The 24,919-nt window shown below is 61.3% G+C and carries 21 protein-coding genes; 9 read left to right on the forward strand and 12 right to left on the reverse strand.

The genetic code is table 11. The features are described 5' to 3' along the window. Positions 1–113: 113 nt before the first annotated feature. The 7 genes from QMX97_RS20380 to QMX97_RS20410 form a co-directional block, all read right to left on the reverse strand. Positions 114–1,436, reverse strand: a complete 1,323-nt coding sequence (locus QMX97_RS20380; RefSeq protein ID WP_282397483.1) for a nitrate/sulfonate/bicarbonate ABC transporter ATP-binding protein — start codon at positions 1,434–1,436, stop codon at positions 114–116. Between the two features lie 14 nt (positions 1,437–1,450). Beyond that, positions 1,451–3,196, reverse strand: a complete 1,746-nt coding sequence (locus tag QMX97_RS20385) for an ABC transporter permease subunit (protein ID WP_282397484.1) — start codon at positions 3,194–3,196, stop codon at positions 1,451–1,453. 245 nt (positions 3,197–3,441) lie between these two features. After that, positions 3,442–4,170: an alanyl-tRNA editing protein gene (locus tag QMX97_RS20390; RefSeq protein WP_065909512.1), complete on the reverse strand. Its 729-nt coding sequence runs from the start codon at positions 4,168–4,170 to the stop codon at positions 3,442–3,444. Positions 4,171–4,172: 2 nt separating this feature from the next. Continuing rightward, a complete protein-coding gene (locus tag QMX97_RS20395) occupies positions 4,173–5,165 on the reverse strand; it encodes a serine O-acetyltransferase (protein ID WP_065909514.1) in 993 nt (330 codons plus the stop codon). 32 nt (positions 5,166–5,197) lie between these two features. Next, positions 5,198–6,112: a PLP-dependent cysteine synthase family protein gene (locus QMX97_RS20400; protein ID WP_065909869.1), complete on the reverse strand. Its 915-nt coding sequence runs from the start codon at positions 6,110–6,112 to the stop codon at positions 5,198–5,200. A 24-nt stretch (positions 6,113–6,136) separates the two neighbouring features. Then, a complete protein-coding gene (moeB, locus tag QMX97_RS20405) occupies positions 6,137–7,999 on the reverse strand; it encodes a molybdopterin-synthase adenylyltransferase MoeB (protein ID WP_282397485.1) in 1,863 nt (620 codons plus the stop codon). Between the two features lie 35 nt (positions 8,000–8,034). Further along, positions 8,035–8,928: an EamA family transporter gene (locus QMX97_RS20410; protein ID WP_162946161.1), complete on the reverse strand. Its 894-nt coding sequence runs from the start codon at positions 8,926–8,928 to the stop codon at positions 8,035–8,037. A gap of 160 nt (positions 8,929–9,088) precedes the next feature. Here QMX97_RS20410 and QMX97_RS20415 point away from each other — a divergent pair, with 160 nt between their 5' ends. Further along, the gene (locus QMX97_RS20415; protein WP_065909519.1) at positions 9,089–10,513 is read left to right on the forward strand and encodes a PLP-dependent aminotransferase family protein; all 1,425 of its coding nucleotides are present in this window, start codon (positions 9,089–9,091) and stop codon (positions 10,511–10,513) included. 166 nt (positions 10,514–10,679) lie between these two features. Here the strand turns inward: QMX97_RS20415 and QMX97_RS20420 are convergent, their stop codons facing one another. Then, positions 10,680–11,498: a pyruvate, water dikinase regulatory protein gene (locus tag QMX97_RS20420; protein WP_003193298.1), complete on the reverse strand. Its 819-nt coding sequence runs from the start codon at positions 11,496–11,498 to the stop codon at positions 10,680–10,682. A 178-nt stretch (positions 11,499–11,676) separates the two neighbouring features. Here QMX97_RS20420 and ppsA point away from each other — a divergent pair, with 178 nt between their 5' ends. From ppsA to QMX97_RS20460, 8 genes are all read left to right on the forward strand, one after another. After that, on the forward strand, positions 11,677–14,052 hold the full coding sequence (gene ppsA, locus QMX97_RS20425; protein ID WP_106802940.1) for a phosphoenolpyruvate synthase: 2,376 nt from the start codon (positions 11,677–11,679) through the stop codon (positions 14,050–14,052). A gap of 106 nt (positions 14,053–14,158) precedes the next feature. Continuing rightward, positions 14,159–15,148: an alpha/beta fold hydrolase gene (locus QMX97_RS20430; RefSeq protein WP_201145707.1), complete on the forward strand. Its 990-nt coding sequence runs from the start codon at positions 14,159–14,161 to the stop codon at positions 15,146–15,148. A 188-nt stretch (positions 15,149–15,336) separates the two neighbouring features. After that, positions 15,337–15,828: a ribonuclease E activity regulator RraA gene (rraA, locus tag QMX97_RS20435; protein ID WP_032887592.1), complete on the forward strand. Its 492-nt coding sequence runs from the start codon at positions 15,337–15,339 to the stop codon at positions 15,826–15,828. A gap of 25 nt (positions 15,829–15,853) precedes the next feature. Further along, on the forward strand, positions 15,854–16,849 hold the full coding sequence (locus QMX97_RS20440) for a zinc transporter ZntB (RefSeq protein ID WP_282397486.1): 996 nt from the start codon (positions 15,854–15,856) through the stop codon (positions 16,847–16,849). Between the two features lie 86 nt (positions 16,850–16,935). Next, positions 16,936–17,181: a hypothetical protein gene (locus QMX97_RS20445; protein ID WP_005790375.1), complete on the forward strand. Its 246-nt coding sequence runs from the start codon at positions 16,936–16,938 to the stop codon at positions 17,179–17,181. 2 nt (positions 17,182–17,183) lie between these two features. Continuing rightward, positions 17,184–18,008: a mechanosensitive ion channel domain-containing protein gene (locus tag QMX97_RS20450; protein ID WP_003175519.1), complete on the forward strand. Its 825-nt coding sequence runs from the start codon at positions 17,184–17,186 to the stop codon at positions 18,006–18,008. A gap of 87 nt (positions 18,009–18,095) precedes the next feature. Continuing rightward, positions 18,096–18,686, forward strand: coding sequence for an RNA polymerase sigma factor SigX (sigX, locus tag QMX97_RS20455; protein WP_003193286.1), 591 nt, complete (start codon positions 18,096–18,098; stop codon positions 18,684–18,686). A 107-nt stretch (positions 18,687–18,793) separates the two neighbouring features. Next, the gene (locus tag QMX97_RS20460) at positions 18,794–19,774 is read left to right on the forward strand and encodes an OmpA family protein (protein ID WP_015885346.1); all 981 of its coding nucleotides are present in this window, start codon (positions 18,794–18,796) and stop codon (positions 19,772–19,774) included. A gap of 61 nt (positions 19,775–19,835) precedes the next feature. Here QMX97_RS20460 and QMX97_RS20465 read toward each other — a convergent pair whose 3' ends face one another. From QMX97_RS20465 to QMX97_RS20480, 4 genes are all read right to left on the reverse strand, one after another. Beyond that, a complete protein-coding gene (locus tag QMX97_RS20465) occupies positions 19,836–21,506 on the reverse strand; it encodes a bifunctional protein-serine/threonine kinase/phosphatase (RefSeq protein WP_282397487.1) in 1,671 nt (556 codons plus the stop codon). Then, on the reverse strand, positions 21,506–22,717 hold the full coding sequence (locus QMX97_RS20470) for a nitrate/nitrite transporter (RefSeq protein WP_262132223.1): 1,212 nt from the start codon (positions 22,715–22,717) through the stop codon (positions 21,506–21,508). Before QMX97_RS20470 ends, QMX97_RS20465 begins: the two co-directional genes overlap by 1 nt. Before the next feature lie 211 nt (positions 22,718–22,928). Next, positions 22,929–23,504 carry an ANTAR domain-containing protein gene (locus tag QMX97_RS20475; protein WP_065909533.1) on the reverse strand — a complete coding sequence of 192 codons (576 nt, stop codon included), beginning with the start codon at positions 23,502–23,504 and terminating at the stop codon, positions 22,929–22,931. A 13-nt stretch (positions 23,505–23,517) separates the two neighbouring features. Then, positions 23,518–24,744 carry a CmpA/NrtA family ABC transporter substrate-binding protein gene (locus tag QMX97_RS20480; RefSeq protein ID WP_065909535.1) on the reverse strand — a complete coding sequence of 409 codons (1,227 nt, stop codon included), beginning with the start codon at positions 24,742–24,744 and terminating at the stop codon, positions 23,518–23,520. Between the last annotated feature and the right edge of the window lie 175 nt (positions 24,745–24,919).

A 24,919-nucleotide genomic window follows, 5' to 3' on the forward strand; every position in this document is an offset into this window, starting at 1 on the left:
GTGGGAGCGGGCTTGCTCGCGAATACGGTGGACCAGGCAGCTCATGTGGCGCTGACACACCGCCTTCGCGAGCAAGCCCGCTCCTACATTTGGAGGCAAGTTCGTCTCGACGCTTACATGCTGCCTTCCACATCGTCCAGGCTGAACGTCTCGGTGTGGTCGTCATAGGAGAAGATCTCCGCATAGCGCCCCCACGCCACTACGCTTTCCAGGGTTTTTTCGACGAATGCTTCGGTCATCGAGTCTTCCAGTTCCTGCTCGAAGCGCACCCGTGGCGCCCGGTGGCCGCTGCGCTCGAGTAAGACTTGATGAATGCGCGCGGCCAATGGCACGTGCCGGATGAGATGCTCGGCGAACAAGGTCTTGCGTTCCTGGGTGCCGTAGTCGGCGAACAGCTTGCCGGCGTCGGTCAGGGTGATGTCGGCGCCCTTGAGTTCGGCGAAACCCAAATGCTCCAGCATCTCCGCCACCGGGAACAGGTCGTCGACTTCAAGCAAGCGCCGTTCGGCCACGGTGGGCAGGCCGGCGTGGCCGTTGTAGGGCTCGGCGTCCAGCGTTTCGATCAGGCCGGCCATCAGGTTGGTGGAAACTTCCGGCAGCAGGCTGCCCATTTTCAATTCGGGAAGACCGCGGCTGGCATCGGCGCTGCGCCGGTCGGTCATCAGCGCGTAGATGTCGTCGACCATTTGCCGGAAGGTCGGGTCCAGCCGGTTGCGCGGGTGCGCGAACGGCACCTTGATTTCCGCGACCACCCGGCCGGGGTTGGACGACAGCACCAGGATGCGGTCGCACATCAGCACCGCTTCTTCGATGTTGTGCGTCACGATCAGGATCGACTTGATCGGCAACTGCTTGCCGCTCCACAAATCCAGCAAATCGGTGCGCAGGGTTTCGGCGGTAAGTACGTCCAGGGCCGAGAACGGTTCGTCCATCAACAACAGCGTCGGGTTGACCACCAGCCCGCGCGCAAACCCCACACGCTGGCGCATGCCACCGGACAACTCGCGCGGGTAGGCGTTTTCAAACCCGTCCAGGCCGATTAGGTCGATAGCTGCAAGGGCACGCCGGCGGGTTTCCTTGCGCTCGACTTGCAAGGCTTGCAGGCCGGCCTCGACGTTTTCCAGCACGGTCAGCCAGGGAAACAGCGCAAAGGTCTGGAACACCATGGCCACACCCTCGGCCGGGCCGTTCAGCGGCGCGCCGTTGTAGAGCACTTCGCCCGAGGACGGCTGGATCAGGCCGGCGATAATGCGCAGCAACGTGGATTTGCCGGAGCCTGAGCGACCCAGCATGCCGACAATCTCGCCTTCGTGCAGGCTCAGGTCCACACCGCTGAGGACCTGCAGTTCATCCTTGCCTTTGCCGAACACCCGGTTCACGTTTTTCAGCGAATAGATTTCCGGAGTGTCAGCGGTGTGTACGGTGTCGGTAGTCATCGCAGCGAATCCCATCAATTCAAGCGGAGTTTGTTTTCAGCCATGGCGTACATCGGCCGCCAGACCGCACGGTTGAACGCCACCACAAAGATCGACATCACCACCACGCCCAGCGCGATTTTTGGAAAATCGCCGGCCGCCGTGGTCTGTGCGATGTAGGCACCCAGGCCGTGGGCGACCACGGTGTCCTTGCCCCAGGACACGTACTCGGAAACGATGCTGGCGTTCCACGCCCCGCCTGACGCGGTAATGGCGCCGGTGACGTAGTACGGGAAGATGCCCGGCAACATCACCTTGCGCCACCACAGCCAGCCGCGAATGCGGAAGTTGGCGGCCGCTTCCTTATAGTCGTTGGGGAAGGCGCTGGCGCCGGCGATCACGTTGAACAGGATGTACCACTGGGTGCCGAGCACGATCAGCGGGCTGAGCCAGATGTCCGGATTGAGGTCGTAGTGCAGGATCACAATCACAAACACCGGGAACAGCAGGTTCGCCGGGAAGGCCGCAAGAAACTGCGCCAGTGGCTGGATTTTTTCCGCCAGCGCCGGTCGCAGGCCGATCATCACGCCCAGCGGCACCCAGATCAGCGACGCAATCAGGATCAGCCCCGCGACGCGCAGCAGGGTGATCAGGCCCAGCACAAACACGTGCCCGACTTCGCTGAAGGTCACCTCGGTGCCGACATACCGCACGATGTGGTAGAGCGCATAGGCGGTGAGCACCGCGATCAGTGCGCCCCATACCCAGTCGATCACTTTGGACCGCGTCGCACTGGCCGCCGGCGTTGCCGTGCGCACGCCGCGCGACAGGCTGAAGCGCCTGTTGCCCAGGCGGCTGATAGTGCGGGTCACCGGGCGCAGGATGCGTTGGACCACGCGCGTGCGCTGGACCAGATTGAGCACCCAGGATTGTGGCGCAATGCCCTGGGAGGCGGTGGTTTCCATGCGGAACTTGTCGGCCCAGGCGACCAGCGGCCGGAACAGGAACTGGTCGTAGATCAAGATCACCGCGATCATCGCCAGGATCACATAACCCACCGCGTACAGGTCTTTCTGGGCGATGGCGAGTGCCAGGTACGAACCCACGCCAGGCAGGGTGATGGTCTTGTCGCCGACGGTGATCGCCTCGGAGGCAACCACGAAGAACCAGCCGCCGGACATGCTCATCATCATGTTCCAGACCATGCCTGGCATGGCGAAGGGCACGTCGAGTTTCCAGAACTTCTGCCAGCCGGACAGCCGCAGGTTGGTGGACACCTCGACCAGGTCATGGGGCAGCATGCGCAAGGACTGGTAGAAGCTGAACGTCATGTTCCAGGCCTGGCTGGTGAAAATCGCAAAGATTGCCGCGAATTCGGCACCGAGCACGCGGCCGGGGAACAGCAACAGGAAGAACGTCACCGTAAACGAGATGTAACCGAGCACGGGCACCGACTGCAGGATGTCGAGCACCGGCACCAGCAGTTTTTCGGCACGCCGGCTCTTGGCCGCGAGGGTGCCGTAGAGCAGGGTGAAAACCAGTGCCGCGACCATCGCCGCGAGCATGCGCAGGGTGGTGCGCATCGCGTATTCCGGCAGGTTGGCCGGGTCGAGGGAAATCACGTCGCTCTGCAGGGTGGCGATGGGAGCCCACGTCTCCCGGGCGGTGATGGAGAAAAACAGCAAGAAGCCGATCACCAGCGGCAGGGCGACCAGGTCCCAGCGGTTGGGGAGCAAGCGCAACGTGGACGCAGGGATGTAATGACGGAATACTTTTTTCATCGGCCGTTGCTCATAGGCAGTCATTCCAGCAGCGTTCAGGGTCAGAGGGGCGTTATGGGGATGAGCGTAGCTTTTGTTCGAACGACTCACCGAGAAGGGGCGGACGCTCTTCTCCGTGAGTCAAGGGCATCGCGACGATGCTGGCGGAATTGTACGTTTCTGAATGTTACAAGCGCATAAATTTGCTGTCAGTTTGCTGTACGAACCGCGACCTGGGCAGCGGCGCCCCGGTCGCGACTCGGCGGTTACTCAAAGCGCAGGATCACCCGGCGGTTGTGCTTGCTCTTCTTCTCGATCTTTTCGCAGAACACCCGGCCGATTTCCTCGGTGTTGATCACATGGGTGCCGCCGCACGGCTGGATGTCAATACCGCCAATTTCAATCACCCGTACCGAGCCCTGGATCACCGGCGGTGCGACCGCCTGGGTGCGGGTGATCTGCAGCAGGGTGGCGTATTCCGAGGCAGGCATCGACAGGGTCTTCACCTCGTGGGCCTGGGCGATCAGCGCGTTCAGGTCGCGGGTGAGGGTGTCCTTGTCGAGGGTCATTTCCGGCAGGTCGAAATCCAGTCGGCCCTTGTCGGCACTGATGCTGCAGCCGGTCACCGGCGCGTCGATGAGCGAGCACAGCAGGTGCAGGCAGGTGTGCATTTTCATGTGTTGATAGCGGCGTGCCCAATCGATGCCGGCGTCCACCTGTACCCCGGCGATCAATGGGGCCGGGCAGTGCTCCACCTGGTGCCAGATGATCGAGCGCTGCACCGCGTCGCGCACCGTGCCGATGACCTCGACCCGCGTACCGTCTGCCAGGGTGAAGTGGCCGGTATCGCCCGGTTGCCCGCCGCCCGTTGGATAGAACAGCGTGTGCTCCAGGGCGATGCCGTGTTCGCTGACGGCGATCACCCGCGCGCTGAAGGCGTTCTGGTAGGGCGCGCTGTCAAACAGCGCGAGGGTTTCCATGGTGTGCACGGACATGTTCAACCTCCGACAATCAGTGGGCTGGCTTGCAGCAGGTGGCGCACCATCGCGCTCAAGCCAGGGGGAGAGAGCAGGGTGATTTCAAATTCCGGCCCGCATACTTTGAGGTTCAGCGGCAGGCGCGGCAGTTGATTGCCCGACTCGATGCGGTGCAGGCGAAACTGCAGGTGATGGCGCTCCTTCACCGTGGGTTCGAGCATCAGCCCCGGCAAGGCGTGGAAGTCGGCGTCCAGCACCGTGACCTTGTGGCTGGCATTCACCTCGCCGACCACGTGCAAACGCTCATCGAGGGCGAAGGCGCCGAGGTAGTTGCTGTGGTCCGACTCATCGTTTTTCTGCAGCTGGATCTGGTTGACCACCTTGACCTTGGTGCCGGCCGGAACGTCCTGGGTGATTACGCAGGAGGGGCTGATAAACACGTTGTCGCCGATCAGCACATAGCCCAGCACGCGGGCGCCGGAGCCGACTTCGACGTTGTTGCCCAGGCGCGGATGGCGCTTGCCATCGGGGTTGTTGGCGATGCCACGCGCGCCCAGCGTGACGCCGCAGAGGATGTAGCAGTCGTTGCCGATCTCGCAGGTCTCGCCGATCACCGTGCCGTAGCCGTGGTCGAGCACGAAGCGCCGGCCGATGCGCGCCGCTGGGTGGATCTCGGCGCCGGAGAGGACCTTGCCCTGGTTGCTCAGCTTGAGGGCGATGCGCGAGAACACGCCGTTCATCTGGTCAGGAAAATTCCACACCAGGTGGGCGAGGCGGTAGTACAACACTGCCTTGAACGAGGCGTAGGATTCCAGGATCAACTCGCCACGCCCGCGCGACGCCGGGTCACGGTAGGCATAGGCGATGAGGTCCTCGGCCACCGCCTGGGCGGCGTTCTGGATCAACGGCGCCAAGTGCGGCTCCAGTTGCTTCATCTGCGCCGGCGTGAGCGTCTTGATGAGGTGGGTGAGTAACTCATCGTGCAACTGTTGCATGTCGATAAAGCCGCCCATGAAGGCACCCCCGTATGCTGGATGGTTGTCGATTATTCGAAACTGGGCAGGTAGCTGTCGGCATTGTCGTAGACCATGGTCAGCACCACCGTTTCGGGCGGCAGTTCGGGGGCGAGCCTGGCGATGGCCACCATGTTCGCGGCAGAGGACAGGCCCAGGCTGATGGCGTCGGTGCGCATGATGCGTTTCATCATGTCGATGCATTCCTGGCGCGATACCTTGAGCATGCCGTCGAGAATGTCCAGGTTGAGGATGCTCGGTATCAGCCCGATCGACAGGCCCTGGATATGGTGCGGCGCGTGCTGGTTTTTCAGCAGGTCGCACTCTTCCGGCTCCACGCCCATCACGCGCATGGCTGGCCACGCGTCCTTCAGGGTTTCGCCGATGCCGGTGATATGGCCGCCGGTGCCGATGCCGCTGACGAAATAGTCCACCCGGCGATCACCGAAGGCGCGGAGGATTTCCCGTGCGGTGGTGTCGCGATGGGTTTGCGGGTTGGCGCCGTTGCGTTGCTGGTTGAGCATCACGAAGCTGGGGTTTTCGAGTTGCAGCTCCATGCACTTTTCGCCGTGGGAATTGTTGCCCAGGCGGCTGTCCGACAGCACCACCTTGGCGCCGTACAGGCGCAGCAGCTTCTGCTTTTCCGGGCTGTAGTTGTCGGGGATCACCAGCACCACTTTGTAGCCGAGCACATTGCCGGCCATCACCAGGCCGATGCCGGTATTGCCGCCGCTGGGCTCGATGATGGTCTGCCCGGAGTCGCGGATCAGTACGCCCCGGCGCTCGGCGTCGAGGATCATGCCCAGGGCGATGCGCGCCTTGTGGCTGCCGCCGGGGTTGAGGGATTCGAGTTTGGCGTAGACCTCGATGCCGAGGTCTTCGGAAAACTGCGCCATGCGCACGATCGGCGTGTGGCCGATGGCGTCGAGGATTGAGTTATGCAGCATCAGGTAGGAGCCCATGGCCGGAGGTCAGTACAAAGGCATGTCGGGTTCGACGTCGCGAACCCAGTGTTTCATGCCGCCTTGCAAGACTTTGGTGTTGGCGAAACCCGCCGCCAGCAGGGTGCTGGCCGCTTGCTCGGCACGGGTGCCGGCGTAGCAGATCAGGTAGTGGGTATTGTCTCGGCTGAGGCTGTCGAGGTGGCCATCCAGTTCGGCCAGGGGGATATGCACCACCCCCGGTAATTTGCATACCTCCAGTTCGCTGGCATCACGCACGTCCAGCAGGACGTCGGCGCTGCGGTGGTGTTCGAGCACCTGCTTGAGCACGCGAGGCTTGATGTAGCGCTCTTCGGCCAGCGACGGTTGGCTCGGCATGGCGTCGGCACAGACCGCGGGCGCCCGGGTTTCAGTGTGGCGCAACTCGGAACAGCAGGGGCAGTCGGCGCGGCGCTTGAAACGGATCTCGCTGAACTTCATCGCCAGCGCATCGAAGCGCATCAAGCGGCCGGACAGCGGCTCGCCGATGCCGATGAGCAATTTGATCGCCTCGGTGGCCTGGATCATCCCGACCACTCCCGGCAGCACGCCGATCACCCCGCCGGCGCTGCAGTTGGGGGCCAGTTCTGCCGGGGGGGCGCTGGGGAACAGGCAGCGATAGCACGGCCCACCTTTATAGTTGAGCACGCTGATCTGCCCGTCGAAACGGTAGATCGCACCGTATACGAGGGGCTTGCCCAGTTGCACGCAAGCATCGTTGACCAGGTAGCGGGTGTCGAAATTGTCGGTGCCGTCGATCACCAGGTCATAGGCGCCCACCAGTTCCAGGGCGTTGTCGGCCGTCAAGGCGGTATCGTGGGCGTTGATCTGGATATGACGGTTGAGGTCCTGCAGGCGCTGCCTGGCGGATTCGACCTTGGGCATGCCCAGGGTACTGTTGCCGTGCACGATCTGGCGTTGCAGGTTGCTGCTTTCCACCACGTCGAAATCCACCAGGCCCAGGGTGCCGACGCCAGCTGCCGCCAGGTACAGGCTGATGGGCGAGCCCAGGCCGCCGGTGCCGATGATCAGCACCTTGGCTTTTTTCAGGTTCAACTGGCCTTCGCGACCGACGCCGGGCAGGGTGATGTGGCGCACGTAGCGCTGTACTTCTTCATTACTCAGGGTGTCGACGTCGATGCCGCCGGACGTGGCGAGCAGCACTTCGATCCTGGCCTTCTCCGGCAACCGGTCATCGGCGCCGATCAGTTCTTCCTCGGCGGTAAACAGGAAGTGTTCCTTGAGCTGGTTGTTGGCTTCGTGAAACAGGTGCGGGCGCAGCTGTGGGTGGCTGCTGCAGAGGTTTTCAATGACTTCGCGCAATGTCGATCCGGTGCCCTCGAGGGTCGATTCCGGCAGCTTGGCCACGCGAACCAGAATGTCGGGGAAAGAGACAGCGTTCATGGACAACTCCGTGTGCAGGTCGTTGAAGGGGTGAGGAGCGAAATGCTGGCCGTCCCAGGCAAACAGCTTGGAGCCCAGGGCCTGGCCCTGGCGGACATCGACTACCAGGTAACTGACCGGGTAGATCGGCTCGCCCATGAACAGGGCCTTGTCCTGGTCCTCGTCGCTGAAATAGGCGCCAACGTCCGGATGGGAGTGGTAGATCACCACCACCGGGTTGTCGCTGCGAAACGCTTTGTTCAGCAGCAGCGTATCGGCGACTGAAAACGTGTAGCCGTTGGCGGCGCTGCGCGCATACATCTCGGGGTTCCTGCGGTGCAGCTCGTTCTGGATATTGCTGCCCAGGTACACGCTGCCATCGGCAAACACGAAGCCACAGCATTCCTCGGGGTAGCTGCGGCTGGCGTGGGCGTAGATCTGTTCGAGGGCAAGGGGGCGGAGGACGTCCATGTTTCTCTCGCGTTGTGGTGGGAGGGCCGGGCCGGTCAATTTTTCTTGGCCAGGAGTTTTTCAATCGGCAATTTGGTGATCGCAAAGCCGGCCAGGAGGATGGCCGAGTACAGCATCAGGTCGCGGGAAATCGCCACGCCTTCATACCAGGCGCCGATGATCACCGCGAACACCGGGAAAATGATGAACACGAACGACAGAATGATCGGGCTCAAGCGCTTGAGCAGCATGAAATACACGATGAAGCCGCCCACCGACGCCACCAGCCCCAGGTAGAACAGCGCGCTCCAGGAGCGCAGGGTGATGGCATCGAAGGTCGGCGCTTCAAAAAACAGGCCGGCCACGAACAGCATCAACCCGGCGATGCCGATGGGCAGGGTGTTGTAGGTGATCACGCTGATGGCGCTGCCTTTCTGCTTGGTAATGACGTAGCACAAGGCATGCATGATCGCGGCGGTCAGAATTGCCAGCACCCCGAAGAACTCGGCGTGGTCCAGGTGCAGGCCCTGGCTCTTGATAATCATGTAGAGGCTGCCGAAACCGATGCCGATGCCGACGACCTGGGAAAAGTAGATGCGCTCGCGCAGGAACAGCGCCGAGAAAATCAGGATAAACACCGGCATGCAGCTGAACAGCAGGGCGGTGAGGCCCGACGACACGTGCATTTCACCGTAGTTGAGCAGGTAGTACGGAACGCTGAAGTAGGACAGCGTCACGAACACGAAGAACCAGCGGCTCTCGCGGGGAAACAGGATCGGCTCGCGGCGTACCAGGGCAAAACACAGGAACAGCGGGAAGGCGATCAGGAAGCGCAGGCCGGCGGAGGTCAGCGGCGGCACGCTCTCCACGGCAATCTTGATCCCCAGCCAAGTGGTGCCCCAGCTCAGGCACACGATCAGGAACATCACGCTGGTGACCAGTGCGGCCAACCACTGTTTTTGAGTTTTTGTTTTCGCGGTGTTTTCGAGAACGGCGGACATTGGCATCGTTTATTGCTTCCCTGAGCCGAAATTGAACTCTATATTGAGCTTGTAATGAGTTGTAAAATTCGGCGATTGAACCCGTAAAAGCACACTATTAGGGCGAAAGATGGCTGTCAAAACAAATATTGACATGGTGTCAATTATGCGTGAGGGGTTGTCCAACGGGCAGGGCGTGAAGTACAAGCGCCTGTCCGATGTCATGGAACGGGGCATCCTCGAAGGCTTGATTGAACCTGGACGAAAACTGCCGCCCCATCGGGTGCTTTCCGACAATCTCGGGGTGACCATCGGTACCATCAGCCGGGCCTACGGCGAACTGGAACGCCTCGGGCTGGTAGTGGCGCGGGTGGGTGACGGCACATTCGTGCGCAAGCGTGGGATGGAGCGCCAGCGTGATGAAGGCTTTCGCAATTTCAGCGAGGAGCCGCGCCAATACTTCGACATGAGCCGCAACATGCATATTCCGGGGCAGGAAACCGCCTTCCTGGCCCAGAGTTTCCAAACCCTGTCGACCAATGCCAAGTTCCTCCAGGACATCAGCGCCTATACCCCGGATGCCGGCCTGCCGCGTTATCGCGATGCGGGCGCGCAGTGGTTGGTGCAGCGCGATTTTCACCCGATCCCCGAACAGGTTATCTGCGTCAACGGCGGCCAGCATGGCCTGCTCTGCGCGATGATGGCGCTATTGCGCGCTGGTGACACGGTGGTGACCGAACAACTTACTTACCCAGGGCTGATCACCGCCGCGCGCATGCTCGGCGTGCGCTTGATCGGCCTGGAGATGGATGAGGAAGGTGTGCTGCCGAGCGCGCTGGATGAGGTCTGTCGTAATCACCGGGTGTCGGCGCTGTATTGCACGCCGACCATCCAGAACCCGACCACGGCGGTGTTATCGGTGGCGCGGCGCGAAGCGCTGGTGAAGGTGTGCCGCGAACACAATCTGCTGATCCTCGAGGACGAAGCCCACGGCGTCCTGGTGGAGGACCGGCCGCCACCCCTCAGTCATTTCGCCCCTGAGCGTACGATTTTGATCAGCAGTTTGAGCAAGGCGGTGTCGGCCGGGCTGCGTGTGGGCTATGTGCATGCGCCACCGGCGCTGGTCAGCCGTATCTCGGCGGCGTTGCGTTCCACCTGTTGGATGGCCACGCCGGTGACCCTGGAGCTGGCCACCCAGTGGATCGAGAACGGCACGGCGGAATACCTGCTGCGCCAGCAGATCAATGAGATCAGCCGGCGCAAGGCGTTGGTGCAGGATTTGTTGGCGGGCCTGCAATACCGCACCCACCTGAACAGCCCGCATTTCTGGATCGAAGTGCCGGAGCCGTGGCGCGCGTCGGAAATCGAGGCGGAGCTCAAGCAGAACAACTACCTGATCGCCACCGCCGAGGCCTTTGCCGTGGGACAGACGGCGGTGCCGCAGTTTATCCGCGCGAGCATCTGCAATACGTCGGGGGATGATCAGCTGTTGCGGGCGGGGTTTGATGCGCTGGCCACCGCGCTGGGGCAGGGCGGCGGGCGCTTTCACCTGTAAATGACGGCGGTCCTTGTGGCGAGCGGGCTTGCCCCGCGTTGGGCCGCCTGGCAGCCCCAAAACCCGTCACTGAGGACCGTCTGATACACCGCATTCATCTTGATGGGGGCTGCTTCGCCGCCCAACGCGGGGAAGGCCCGCTCGCCACAGTCAGCGCCTGCCTGTATTACTTGAAGCGCCGTTCCACGCCCTTCTCCACCAAAATCTTCGCCGAAATCTCTTCCACCGAGAAATGCGTGGAATTGATATGCGCAATGTTTTCACGGCGGAACAGATTTTCCACTTCACGCACTTCGAATTCGCACTGGGCATAGCTGGAGTAGCGGCTGTTGGGTTTGCGTTCGTTGCGGATCGCGGTAAGGCGGTCCGGGTCGATGGTCAGGCCAAACAGCTTGTGCGAATGGGCGCGCAGGGCGGCGGGCAACGTCAGGTGCTCCATGTCGTCCTCGGTCAGCGGGTAGTTGGCCGCACGGATACCGAATTGCATGGCCATGTACAGGCAGGTCGGGGTCTTGCCGCAACGCGACACGCCGACCAGGATCAGGTCGGCCTTGTCGTAGTAGTGCGTGCGGGCGCCGTCGTCGTTGTCGAGGGCGAAGTTCACCGCCTCGATACGCTCCATATAGTTGGAGTTATGCCCGATGGAATGGGACTTTCCGACCGAATAGGAGGAATGTTCACTCAACTCCTGCTCCAGTGGCGCCAGGAAGGTCGAGAAGATGTCGATCATGAAACCATTGGAGGTTGCGAGGATCTCACGGATGTCTTGATTGACGATGGTGTCGAAAATGATCGGGCGAAAGCCGTCTTTTTCAGCCGCCAGATTGATTTGTTGTACCATGGCCCGCGCTTTATCCACGCTGTCGATGTAGGGCCGCGTGAATTTGGCGAAGGTAATGTTTTCGAACTGCGCGAGCAGGCTTTGACCCAGTGTTTCGGCTGTAATGCCGGTGCCGTCGGAGATAAAGAAAGCAGATCGTTTCATTTGAGCCCTGGGCCTTAAGCTGATGGCGAATCTTGGATATGATAGGCGCGATTTTGCCGTCCCGCAGTGGGCCGCATTCTCACTTATTTTCCAGGTCCAGGCCACAAGCGCTGGCGTTAGCTCCTACTGAGCCGCCGGCGTCCTGAGCTTTTCCAACACAGAAAGTGGAGAGATCACCTTGGTAGAGTACGTAGTTTCCCTCGATAAGCTCGGCGTCCATGATGTAGAGCACGTGGGGGGCAAGAACGCATCCCTCGGCGAGATGATCAGTAATCTTGCAGGCGCTGGTGTGTCGGTGCCCGGTGGTTTCGCCACCACGGCCCAGGCTTACCGCGATTTCCTTGAGCTGAGCGGCCTCAACGCTCAGATCCACGCCGCGCTGGACGCTCTGGACGTCGATGACGTCAACGCCCTGGCCAAGACCGGCGCCCAGATCCGCCAGTGGATCATGGATGCCGAGTTCCCCGAGAAACTCAACGAAGAAATCCGCAGCGCCTTCGCGACGCTCTCGGCCGGCAATCCGGACATGGCGGTTGCCGTGCGCTCCTCGGCCACCGCCGAAGACTTGCCGGACGCCTCCTTCGCCGGCCAGCAGGAAACCTTCCTTAATATCCGTGGCGTGGAAAACGTGATCCGCGCGGCCAAGGAAGTGTTCGCCTCGCTGTTCAACGATCGCGCCATTTCCTACCGCGTGCACCAGGGTTTCGACCACAAGCTGGTGGCCCTGTCTGCCGGCGTGCAGCGCATGGTGCGTTCGGAAACCGGCACCGCCGGCGTGATGTTCACCCTGGATACCGAATCGGGTTTCCGTGACGTGGTGTTCATCACCGGCGCCTACGGCCTGGGCGAAACCGTCGTACAAGGCGCGGTCAACCCCGACGAATTCTACGTACACAAGGGCACCCTTGAAGCGGGTCGCCCGGCCATCCTGCGCCGCAACCTGGGCAGCAAGGCCATCAAGATGATCTACGGCGACGAGGCCAAGGCCGGTCGCTCGGTGAAAACCGTTGAAGTCGACAAGGCCGAGCGCGCGCGCTTCTGCCTGACCGACGCTGAAGTCAGCGAGTTGGCCAAGCAGGCGATGATCATCGAGAAGCACTACAAGTGCCCGATGGACATCGAATGGGCCAAGGACGGTGACGACGGCAAGCTGTACATCGTGCAGGCACGTCCGGAAACCGTGAAAAGCCGCACTTCGGCCAACGTCATGGAACGCTACCTGCTCAAGGAAACCGGCACCGTGCTGGTGGAAGGCCGCGCCATCGGCCAGCGCATCGGCGCCGGCAAGGTGCGGATCATCAAGGACGTGTCCGAGATGGACAAAGTCCAGCCAGGCGACGTGCTGGTTTCCGACATGACCGACCCGGACTGGGAACCGGTGATGAAGCGTGCCAGCGCCATCGTTACCAACCGTGGCGGGCGTACCTGCCACGCGGCAATCATCGCGCGTGAGCTGGGGATTCCTGCGGTAGTGGGTTGCGGCAACGCGACCCAACTGCTCAAGGACGGCCAGGGCGTGACCGTGTCCTGCGCTGAAGGCGATACCGGTTTCATCTTCGAAGGCGAACTGGGCTTCGACATCAAGCAAAACTCCATCGACGCCATGCCTGACCTGCCGTTCAAGATCATGATGAACGTCGGCAACCCGGACCGCGCCTTCGACTTCGCGCAGTTGCCGAACGCCGGTGTGGGCCTGGCCCGCCTGGAATTCATCATCAACCGCATGATCGGCGTGCACCCCAAGGCCCTGTTGAACTACGACGGCCTGCCGCTGGACATCAAGGAAAGCGTCGACAAGCGCATCGCCGGCTACAACGACCCGGTGGGCTTCTATGTCGAGAAGCTGGTGGAAGGCATCAGCACCCTGGCAGCGGCGTTCTACCCGAAAAAGGTCATCGTGCGGCTCTCGGACTTCAAGTCCAACGAATACGCCAACCTGATCGGCGGCAAGCTCTACGAGCCGGAAGAAGAAAACCCGATGCTGGGTTTCCGTGGCGCGTCGCGTTACATCAGCGAAGCGTTCCGTGACTGCTTCGAACTCGAATGCCGCGCCCTCAAGCGCGTGCGTAACGAGATGGGCCTGACCAACGTCGAGATCATGGTGCCCTTCGTGCGCACCCTGGGCGAGGCGAGCCAGGTGGTGGACCTGCTGGCCGAAAACGGCTTGTCCCGGGGCGAAAACGGCCTGCGCGTCATCATGATGTGCGAATTGCCGTCCAACGCGATCCTGGCCGAGGAGTTCCTGGAATTCTTCGACGGTTTCTCCATCGGTTCCAACGACCTGACCCAACTGACCCTGGGCCTGGACCGCGACTCCGGGATCATCGCCCACCTGTTCGATGAGCGTAACCCGGCCGTCAAGAAGCTGTTGGCCAACGCCATCCAGGCCTGCAACAAGGCCGGCAAGTACATCGGGATTTGCGGCCAAGGCCCTTCCGATCACCCTGACCTGGCCAAATGGCTGATGGAGCAGGGCATCGAAAGCGTCTCGCTGAACCCCGATTCCGTGCTGGAAACCTGGTTCTTCCTGGCCGAAGGCCAAGCTTCGGCTTAAGGTCGATACGTCAAAAGTGCCGGTCACCCGTCAAGGGTGACCGGCATTCTTATCTGTGCAGGGCGGAACTCCTTCCGGACGCCGCCCTTTTTTGTGCAAGAGCATTATGCAAAGCAGCAGCAATCTGTTTCCCGTCGCCTTGATCAGCGCTGAACGTCGTGGCGACCTGAGTGAAGATGTGTATCGCCTCAAACCCGGCAACAGCCCCGACGGTACCGTCGAGTTGGCCGTTACCCGTTTGGGCTTGGCCGATGTCCCGGAAAACCGGGGCATCCCGGTCATTTTGTTGCATGGCAGTTTTTCCAATCGGCGCTTCTGGTATTCGCCCAAAGGGATCGGCCTGGGGGCTTACCTGGCGCGCCAGGGATTCGACGTGTGGATCCCGGAAATGCGCGGCCATGGGCTGTCGCGGCGCAATCACGACTACGCCAGGAACCGCGTCGCCGATTACGCGCGTTACGATTTGCCGGCGATTGGTGCGTTTGTGCGCGAACAAAGTGCGCAGATCCCGCATTGGATCGGCCACTCCCTCGGCGGCACGACCCTGGCGGCGGCCCTCGGCGGGCAGCATCTTGGCGCGCCGGCGGTGGCCTCGGTGGCCCTGTTTGGCTGTCAGGTCAGTCGCACCCACTGGCCGTTGAAAATCCCGCCGGTGGAGTGGACCGGCCGCTTGCTGCTCAAGCGTTTTGGTCAACTGTCCGGCTCGCGGCTCAAGCGCGGCCCGGAGGACGAGCCGGCAGGCGTGCTGGTCGAAGCCATGCGTTGGAATGGCCTGTTTGGCCGCTTTGGCGAAGGTAAGCAGGATTGGTGGAAAGGCCTGGCCGACGTTGATGTGCCGCTGCTGGCCGTCAGTGCTGCAGGCGACCACCAGGACCCCGATTGGGCCTGCCGCAAGTTGTTCGAACAAATCGGTTCGCAGCATCGCCAGTACCTGTGCCTGGGGCGTCAGCAAGGTTTTACCGGTGATTTCGGGCATGTGGAGATGCTGGTCAGCAAAGCCGCACAAATGGAAGTGTGGCCGCTGGTGGCGCAATGGCTGAAAGATCCGCTGACACCGTTGTTCGGCGCCCCGGCCGAGGTCGCGGCCAGCGTTTGATGCAGTGCTCTGCCAAAGGCGTTTCACTCGTGTGTGGTTGCGGCTAAGATATGACGCGGTAAACGCTTCTGGTCATATTCAGTCGCGCAGTGGCTATTGCGTTGCGGCCAGGCGGATGGGATGTTTCGCACCTGCTTCGGTCCGTGCTTCTTTCGAAAGACACTTCTTTGACGGAAAGGAATTTTTCAATGAACCATTACGTGACCCCCGACTTGTGCGACGCCTACCCTGACCTGGTGCAGGTGGTCGAGCCGATGTTCAGCAATTTCGGCGGCCGAGACTCTTTCGGTGGCGAGATCGTCACCATCAAATGCTTCGAAGATAACTCCCTCGTCAAGGAGCAGGCCGACCAGCCGGGCGCTGGCAAGGTGCTGGTGGTGGACGGCGGTGGTTCCCTGCGCCGCGCGCTGCTGGGCGACATGATCGCCGAAAAAGCCGCGAAAAACGGTTGGGAAGGGCTGGTGATCTACGGCTGCATCCGTGACGTCGACGTTATCGCCCAGACCGACCTGGGGGTGCAGGCCCTGGCCAGCCATCCGATGAAGACCGACAAGCGCGGCATCGGCGACTTGAACGTGGTGGTCACCTTCGCCGGTGTGACGTTCCGCCCGGGCGAGTACATCTATGCGGACAACAACGGCGTGATCGTCTCGCCAAGCCCGCTGAAAATGCCTGAATAAACCGCAATAGACGACAGGGGTAAGGATGTTCGAGGAAGAAAACGCGCAGTGGGGGCTGGTGCATGCCCTGGTGCTGGACGGTAAAGGCGGTGCGCGTTCGATTGCCCGGACTGAGCTCGACGACTTGCAACTGCAGCCCCAGGAAAGCCTGTGGCTGCACTGGGACCGCAGTCACCCGCAAACCCAGACCTGGCTGCGCAAATCCAGCGGCTTGAGCGAGTTTGCCTGTGACCTGTTGTTGGAGGAGAACACCCGTCCGCGCCTGTTGCCGCTGCCGGACTCGGAATTGCTGCTGTTCCTGCGCGGGATCAACCTCAACCCGGGGGCTGAGCCAGAAGACATGGTGTCGGTGCGCATTTTTGCGGCCGCCAGTCGGGTGATTTCGTTGCGCCTGCGCCCACTGCGCGCCACCGATGAGCTGTTGGTGCAGTTGGCGGAGGGCAAAGGTCCAAAGACATCCTCGGAACTCATCCTTTATATGGCCCAATACCTGACCCATAAAGTGCAGGATCTGGTCACCGACCTGTCTGAAATCGTCGACGTAGAGGAAGAAAAACTCGATGCCGACGAACGGTACACACCGGAGCATGGCAGCGTCTTGCAGATCCGCCGCCGAGCGGCCGGGCTCAAGCGATTCCTGTCGCCGCAGCGGGAAATTTTTGCCCAGCTTACGCGGATCAGGTTGCCGTGGTTTTGTGATGACGATGCCGACTACTGGAACGAATTGAACAACAGCCTGACCCGCTACCTGGAAGAGCTCGAATTGACCCGGGAGCGCGTGGGGCTTGTGCTTGAGACCGAAGACCGGCGCTTGAGCGTACGCATGAACCGCACCATGTATCGCTTCGGGATCATCACCGGGATTTTCCTGCCGATGAGTTTCCTGACCGGTTTGTTGGGTATAAATGTGGGCGGAATACCGTTCTCCGCCAGCCCCTATGGATTCGTGATTGCGTGCCTGTTGATGGTGTCGGTCGCGCTCGGACAATGGTGGCTATTTCGACGATTGCGCTGGGTTTGAGCTGAATATGACCTGAACGTAGGAAGGGTCCTATGTGACCCCAAGAATTTTACCCTCGTCTTTTAAAACACTTGCGAGAGGTCTTTATGCACGATCCGTTCGAACAGTCTTTGCGTGACATGCTCAATGCTTCGCCGTCCAACCGTGACGACGACGCCTGCCTGGGCCGCGTGTTGAAAACCGCCAACCGTCAGGTGGGGGCGGGGGACTTGTTCGGTCTGCTCGGCCGTTGGCTGCCGGCGTTGATGATGGCCCTGAACAACGGTTCGGCCCACGTATCACCGGTTTCCCGTCGTAAACCTCTTGCTCGCACTGCTGATAAGGCTGATTGAATATGGAACTTGATCTCTGGACCCAGAGCCTGGTCACCGCGATGACCGCATTGTGGACCAAGGTGGCGAATTTCATTCCCAACCTGTTTGGTGCCCTGGTCCTGGTATTGCTGGGCTTTGTCGTGGCCAAGCTGCTCGACACCCTGCTGTCCAAATTGCTTGCGAAATTGGGCCTGGATCGCTTGATGGCAGGCACCGGCCTGACCAAGCTGTTGGGCCGTGCCGGGCTGCAGGTGCCGATCTCTACCCTGATCGGCAAGATCGTCTATTGGTTCGTTTTGCTGATTTTTCTGGTTTCTGCGGCCCAATCACTTGGACTTGAGCGAGTTTCAGCTACGCTCGACATGCTGGCGCTGTATTTGCCGAAGGTTTTCGGCGGCGCGCTGGTTCTGCTGGTAGGTGTTTTGCTGGCGCAACTGGCCAATGGGCTGGTGCGCGGCGCCGCCGAAGGCGTGGGGTTGGACTATGCTGCTGGCCTGGGGCGTATCGCCCAGGGGCTGGTGATCATCATCAGTATTTCGGTCGCGATCAGCCAGTTGGAGGTCAAGACTGACCTGCTCAACCACGTGATTGTGATTGTTTTGATTACCGTTGGTCTGGCCGTTGCGCTGGCCATGGGGTTGGGAAGCCGGGAAATTGCCGGGCAGATTCTTGCGGGAATCTATGTGCGTGAGTTGTATCAGGTAGGGCAACAGGTGCGTGTAGGCGAGGTCGAAGGGCAAATCGAGGAGATCGGCACAGTCAAGACGACAGTGCTGACCGATGACGGCGACCTGGTGTCGCTGTCCAATCGGATTCTCCTGGAGCAGCAGGTCAGTAGCCGCTAATCCGGCAAACCCTGCTAATGTACGCCGCCGCAAACCCGGCTGACCGGGCTGTGGCGGACATTGACCTGACTGTCGGCACGACTTGTTTTGAATAAAGCCCAAACGCTGTCCACGCGCTATGACCCCCGTGAGCTCTCTGATGAGGAGTTGGTCGCGCGCTCGCACACGGAGCTGTTTCACGTAACTCGCGCGTACGAAGAATTGATGCGCAGATATCAACGCACTTTGTTCAACGTTTGTTCAAGGTATTTAGGGAACGATAGAGATGCGGATGATGTCTGTCAGGAAGTGATGCTCAAGGTGCTGTACGGCCTGAAGAACTTCGAGGGCAAATCGAAGTTCAAGACATGGCTATACAGCATCACGTACAACGAGTGCATCACGCAGTATCGGAAGGAACGGCGAAAGCGTCGCTTGATGGACGCCTTGAGTCTGGACCCCCTTGAGGAAGCGTCTGAAGAAAAGGCGCCGGCACCCGAGGAGAAGGGCGGACTCGATCGCTGGTTGGTGCATGTGAACCCGATTGACCGTGAAATTCTGGTGCTACGATTTGTCGCAGAGCTGGAATTTCAGGAAATCGCCGACATCATGCACATGGGTTTGAGTGCTACAAAAATGCGTTACAAACGTGCTCTAGATAAATTACGTGAGAAATTTGCGGGCGAGACTGAAACTTAGTGCGTGGCAAATATCTCTTACGTGTAGGCAAGTTCTGTTAGACTTGTCGCCGAGTTGTCCCCCGGTTTGTGGGACTGCTTTACAATCACCAGATGGGGATTTAACGGATGAAACTGAAAAACACCTTGGGCTTGGCCATTGGTTCTCTTATTGCCGCTACTTCTTTCGGCGTTCTGGCACAAGGCCAAGGCGCAGTTGAAGGCGAGCTGTTCTACAAGAAGCAGTACAACGATAGCGTCAAGCACATCGAAGACGGCTTCAATCCTGGCGCTCGCATCGGTTACTTCCTGACCGACGACCTGTCCTTGAACCTGTCCTACGACAAGACCAACCACACCCGTTCGAACGACGGTACTGGTAACCAGAAGATCAAAGGCGATACCGGCAGCCTGGTTGCCCAGTATCACTTCGGTCAAGCTGGCGTAGACAGCCTGCGTCCATACGTAGAAGGCGGTTTCGGTCACCAGAGCCGTACCAACGTTCAGGCTGACGGCCACAGCGGTCGCGACCAGACTACCTTCGCTACCGTTGGTACTGGCGTGAAGTACTACTTCACCAACAACCTGTACGCTCGTGCCGGTGTTGAAGCTGACTACGGTCTGGACAACGGCAAGTGGGACTACTCCGCACTGGTTGGCCTGGGCGTAAACTTCGGCGGTAACGCTGGCGCAGCCGCTCCAGCTCCTACCCCAGCTCCAGCTCCAGAGCCAACTCCAGAGCCAGAAGCTCCAGTTGCTCAGGTTGTTCGTGTTGAGCTGGACGTGAAGTTCGACTTCGACAAGTCCGTTGTTAAGCCTAACAGCTACGGCGACGTGAAAAACCTGGCCGACTTCATGGCTCAGTACCCAGCTACCAACGTAGAAGTTGCTGGTCACACTGACTCCGTAGGTCCAGACGCCTACAACCAGAAGCTGTCCCAGCGTCGTGCTGACGCTGTTAAGCAAGTCCTGGTTAAAGACGGCGTGGCTCCTAGCCGCATCACCGCAGTAGGTTACGGCGAATCCCGCCCAGTTGCTGACAACGCAACTGAAGCTGGTCGTGCTGTTAACCGTCGCGTAGAAGCGTCGGTTGAAGCTCAAGCTCAGTAATTACTGAGTGGTAGAAAAAAGCCCGGCTTAGGCCGGGCTTTTTTTCGCCTGCGATTTGGCATCAGCCGTGAAAAAGTCCATACAGCAGCACCAGGTTGATCAGCAGCGACAGCAGCGCCAACGTCCGCCAGACCTTCAGCGGCTCGCGCTCCAACAGCGGCCTGGGGCGAACACTCAGCTCGCGGCGATCGGCCTGTTCCAGCGTCAACAGCCATTCCTCGGCGGTTTCATAACGTTGCGCAGGCTGGGCGGCCACGGCTCGCTCCAGGCTGAGGGGTAGCCAGTCCGGCAGATCGGGGCGATAGCGGCTGGCGCTGACGGCCTGATTGAATCGGGGCCTTTGGAAGGCCTCGATTTCACCGTAGGGATAATGCCCGGTCAGCAGGTAATACAGGCACACACCGACGCCGTATAAATCCTGTTGAGCCGTAGGGCGCTCACCATTGAATGCCTCGGGGGCGATGAAACTCGGGGTGCCTGGCAGTGCGTGAGCACGATCTTCCGAGAGTCCCGGGCAGTAGGCCAGGCCGAAATCCAGCACGCGCAGCTCACCGTCGTCGCCCAGCAGCAGGTTTTCCGGCTTGATGTCGCGGTGCAGGATCTGTCGCCGGTGCAGCATGCCTACCGCGCGCAGCAAGCGTTCGGCCACCGATTGCCACTGCGCCAACGGCAATGGGCCTTGTTGCTTGAACAGTTCGGCCAGGGTGCGTCCCGGGTATTCGCGCATGACGTAATACAGATGCTGACGCGTGCTGGCGGCGTGCACCTCAGGAAATGCGCGCCCGGCCACGCGGCGCAAAAACCACTCCTCGGACAACAGGGCCTGTCCGGCATCGTGGTCATCGTCGCGATTCAGCGGCAGGGTTTTCAGCAGCCAGGGTTGCTGCTGTGCATCGCGCACACGGTACAGCACGGATTGTCGGCTGTGTGCGAGCACGCTTTCCACTTGCCAGCCCTCGAACTGCTGCCCGGCTTTCAAGGGCGGGGGCAGTGGCCATTGCTGCAACTGCACCAGCGCATCGCCGAGGGTGGCTGCACCGAGGGTGTCGATGCGCACCAGCAGGGCGCTGGCATTGTCCTGGCTGCCTGCCAGGTGCGCAGTATTCACCAGCGTGTTGACCGCCCAGTCCAGGTCGGTTTGTTCGCGCAGGATCGCACCGATGCTGTGATCGCCCAGGGTTGCCCATACGCCGTCGCTGAGCAGCACAAAGCACTCGCCTTCGCGCAATTGGCCGTCCAGGAAGTCCACCACCAGGTGTTGATCCAGGCCCAGTGCACGTTTGAGCACATGCTGCATACCCGGCTGCTCCCAGACGTGGTCTTCGCTGATGCGCTGCAAATCGCCGTCCAGCCAGCGGTACACCCGGCAATCGCCGACATGGGCGAGGGTAAAACGTTGCCCGCGAAACACCAGGGCGCTGAGGGTCGTGAGCAAGGGCTGGCCACCGCCATTGGCCTGTAGCCAGCGGTTCTGCGCCAACAGTAAGCGCTCCAGAGACTGAGCCACGCCCCAGGTCGGCGGCGTGGCGTAGTAGTCCAGGGCCAGGGCCTGCACGGTCGAGCGCGCGGCCAGGCCGCCATCGGCGCACTGGCTCACCCCGTCGGCGATGGCACACAGGTAGCCTTTGCTCGCCGCGAGTTCCGCCACGGGGGTGACGACGCGCAGGGCGTCCTGGTTTTCCGCCCGAGGGCCGATGACGCTGGCGTGGGCGACGCTCAGTCGCAGGCTCATCAGACGCGTGCGGCGGTCACGGCGGCCGAACCCCAGGTGGTTCTCCAGCGCCGCTTGACGCCGTGCAGGCCGAACCAGGCCAGTACACCCAGGCTGGCGAACAACCACAAGGCCATCTGATAGCTGCCGGTGCTTTGCTTGATTGCACCCATGCCCGCTGCCAGGGCGAAACCGCCGATGCCGCCGGCCATGCCGATCAGGCCGGTCATCACGCCGATTTCGCGCCGGAAACGTTGCGGCACCAGTTGGAATACCGCGCCATTTCCGGCGCCCAGTCCAAGCATGGTGCAGACAAACAAGGCGAGCGCCGCGTAGGAACTGGGCAAGTTGAAGCCGACCGCCGCGATGCAGATCGCCGCCACGCTGTACATGCCCAGCAAGGTGCGGATTCCGCCGAAGCGATCCGCCAGGGCGCCGCCCAACGGGCGCATCAGGCTGCCGCCGAACACGCAGGCCGCGGTGTAGTAGCCGGCCGTTACCGGGCTCAGGCCATACTGGTCGTTGAAGTAGCCGGGCAGGGCGCTGGCCAGGCCGATGAAGCCGCCAAAGGTCACGCTGTAGAAGAACATGAACCACCAGCTGTCGCGGTCGCCAAGGGCCTTGAAATAGTCAGCCATGGATTTGGCTTGCGGCCGCTGCGGCGCATTGCGCGCCAGCCAGGCGAAGACCACCAGGGTCAGCACCAGTGGAATCAAGGCAAAACCGAACACGTTGCTCCAGCCAAACGCGGCTGCCAGCACCGGGGCGAGCAAGGCGGCGAACACCGTGCCCGAGTTGCCCGCACCGGCAATGCCCATGGCCTTGCCCTGGTGTTCAGCCGGATACCACTGCGACGCCAACGGCAGCGCCACGGCGAACGATGCGCCAGCCATGCCGAGGAACACCCCAAGCAGCAACGCTTGCTCATAACTGTGGATGCCGAGTTTCCAGGCGCCAAACAAGGCGGCAATCACAATCACCTGGCCGATCAGTCCGGCGGTCTTGGGCGACAGCTTGTCGGCCAGCATGCCCATCAGGAAGCGCAGTACTGCGCCCGCGAGGATCGGAGTCGCGACGACCAGGCCGCGTTGTTGAGTGGTCAGGTGCAGGTCGGCTGCAATTTGCACCGCCAGTGGACCCAGGAGGTACCAGACCATGAAGCTCAGGTCGAAATACAGGAACGCGGCAAACAGGGTCGGGGTGTGCCCGGATTTCCAGAAGCTTGATTTCATCACGCACCTCAACGGTTGGGAGTCTTGTAAAAAGGCCTGGTGATGGAACAGCCGGCTAAGGCCGCCCCACCTTGCCCCGGAAAAGGGGGACAGAACGAAAAAACGCCGCCACCGGGTTCGCGAGGGCAAACCGGGTGTGCGACGTCTTTGTCGTGGAGGGGCAACCGCCGTTGGCTACCTGTGATGATTCTTTAGCAAGAGCTGCGCCACATCAGCCGAGCAGCTCGTTCATGGCGATAATCTGCTCTGCCACCTGAATCAGCTTCTGCTGGCGGCTCATGGCCTGGCGGCGCATCAAGGTGTAGGCCTCTTCTTCATTGCACGCCTTCATTTTCATCAGCATGCCCTTGGCCAGCTCGATGCGCTTGCGCTCGGCCAACTGCTGGTCACGCGCCTGCAGCTGGGCGCGCAAGGCCTGGTCGCTTTCGAAACGCGCCATGGCCACGTCGAGAATCGGCTGCAGGCGCTGCGCTTGGATACCTTCGACGATGTAGGCGCTGACCCCGGACTTGATCGCCTGGCGCATCACATTCGGGTCGTGCTCGTCGGTGAACATCACGATCGGCCTGGGCTGGTCGCGACTGACCAGCACCACTTGCTCCATCACATCGCGGCCCGGCGACTCGGTATCGATCAGGATCACGTCCGGGCGCACCGTTTCGACGCGCGCCGGCAGGTCGATGGTCAGGCCGGACTCATCGATCACCTCAAAACCGGCCTCGATCAGCGCCGCCCTGAGGCGGCCGACCTTGCGCGGGGTGTCGTTGATCAACAGGATTCGCAGCATTGGGGGCCTCCTCTCAGCGCAAGGCATGGCGGCTGGCATGATCAGCCATGGCGTGCAGGCGGAAGCTGCGCGCGTAGCCCGCGGGGTCGGAGCCGTCCCATACTTTGCCGTCGATCAGTTGGCTGCTGCGCATGTCCTGGCCGTTATCAGTGATACCCAAGGCATCGGCGGCCTGGCGATACAGCGCCAGTTGCTGCACCTGGCGGGCCACGCCCAGGTAGTCGGGATCTTCGCGTAGCAGGCCCCAGCGCCGGAACTGGGTCATGAACCACATGCCATCGCAGAGGTAGGGCAGGTTCACCTCGCCACCGGCAAAAAAACGCAGGGCGTGGGGGTCTTGCCACTGGTTGCCCAGGCCGTCGTCATAGGCGCCCAGCAGGCGCGGTTCGATGCAGTCGAGTGGCGCATCGAGGTACTCGCGGCCGCTGAGCAACTGCGCGGTGGAGCGACGGTTTTCATTGTTCTGCTCGATAAAGCGGCTGGCCTCCAGGATCGCCATCACCAACACGCGGGCGGTGTTGGGGTATTGATCGACAAAGGCCTGGGTGCAGCCGAGGACCTTTTCCGGATGGTTCGGCCAGATCGCCTGGGTGGTCGCCAGGGTGAACCCCTGGTTCTGCTTGACCGCGCTGGCGCACCAGGGCTCGCCGACGCAGAAGCCGTCGATGCGTCCCGCCTGCAGGTGCGCAACCATTTGCGGGGGAGGAACCACGACGCTGTCCACATCCTGCAATGGATGAATGCCCTGGCTTGCCAGCCAGTAATACAGCCACATGGCGTGGGTGCCGGTAGGAAAGGTCTGGGCGAAGGTGAGTTTTGTTCGGCTTTGGTGCACGTGGCGGTCGAGCGCTTCAGGAGTGATCACGCCTTGCTGCTGCAAGCCGTGGGACAGGTTGATGCTCTGGCCGTTCTGGTTGAGCCCCATCAGCACCGCCATGTCGGTGGGCGCGACGCCGCCGATGCCCAGGTGCACTGCATAGATCAGCCCATAAAGGCTGTGGGCGGCATCCAGTTCACCGCTGACCAGTTTGTCGCGCAGGTTGGCCCACGAGCTTTGGCGCTTGAGGTTCAGGGTCAGTCCGTAAGGTTGAGCGAAGCCCTGGGTGGCAGCCACCACCAGCGATGCGCAATCGCTCAAGGCCATGAAGCCCAGGTCGAGGCTGCTTTTTTCCGGGGCATCGCTGCCGTTGACCCAGGCCAACGGGTCGCTCGCCGGGCTGCTGCCTACCGAATCGTTCATCCAACACCTACCTTTTCGTTCACAAAAAAGCGCCGTTCCCTCAGATGGCGCTGCAAGCCATTGCGGGTAACGACGCCTTTGTCCGTAAGCGCACTCCACCATTGGTGTGCGCTCTGATACAGAGTTCCAAGCAAGGCACATGCCACGGGCTGGCAGGCGCAGTCTGCCGTCAACT

This window comes from Pseudomonas sp. PS01298 (assembly GCF_029959745.1).
Taxonomy (GTDB): Bacteria; Pseudomonadota; Gammaproteobacteria; order Pseudomonadales; family Pseudomonadaceae; genus Aquipseudomonas; species Aquipseudomonas aylmerensis.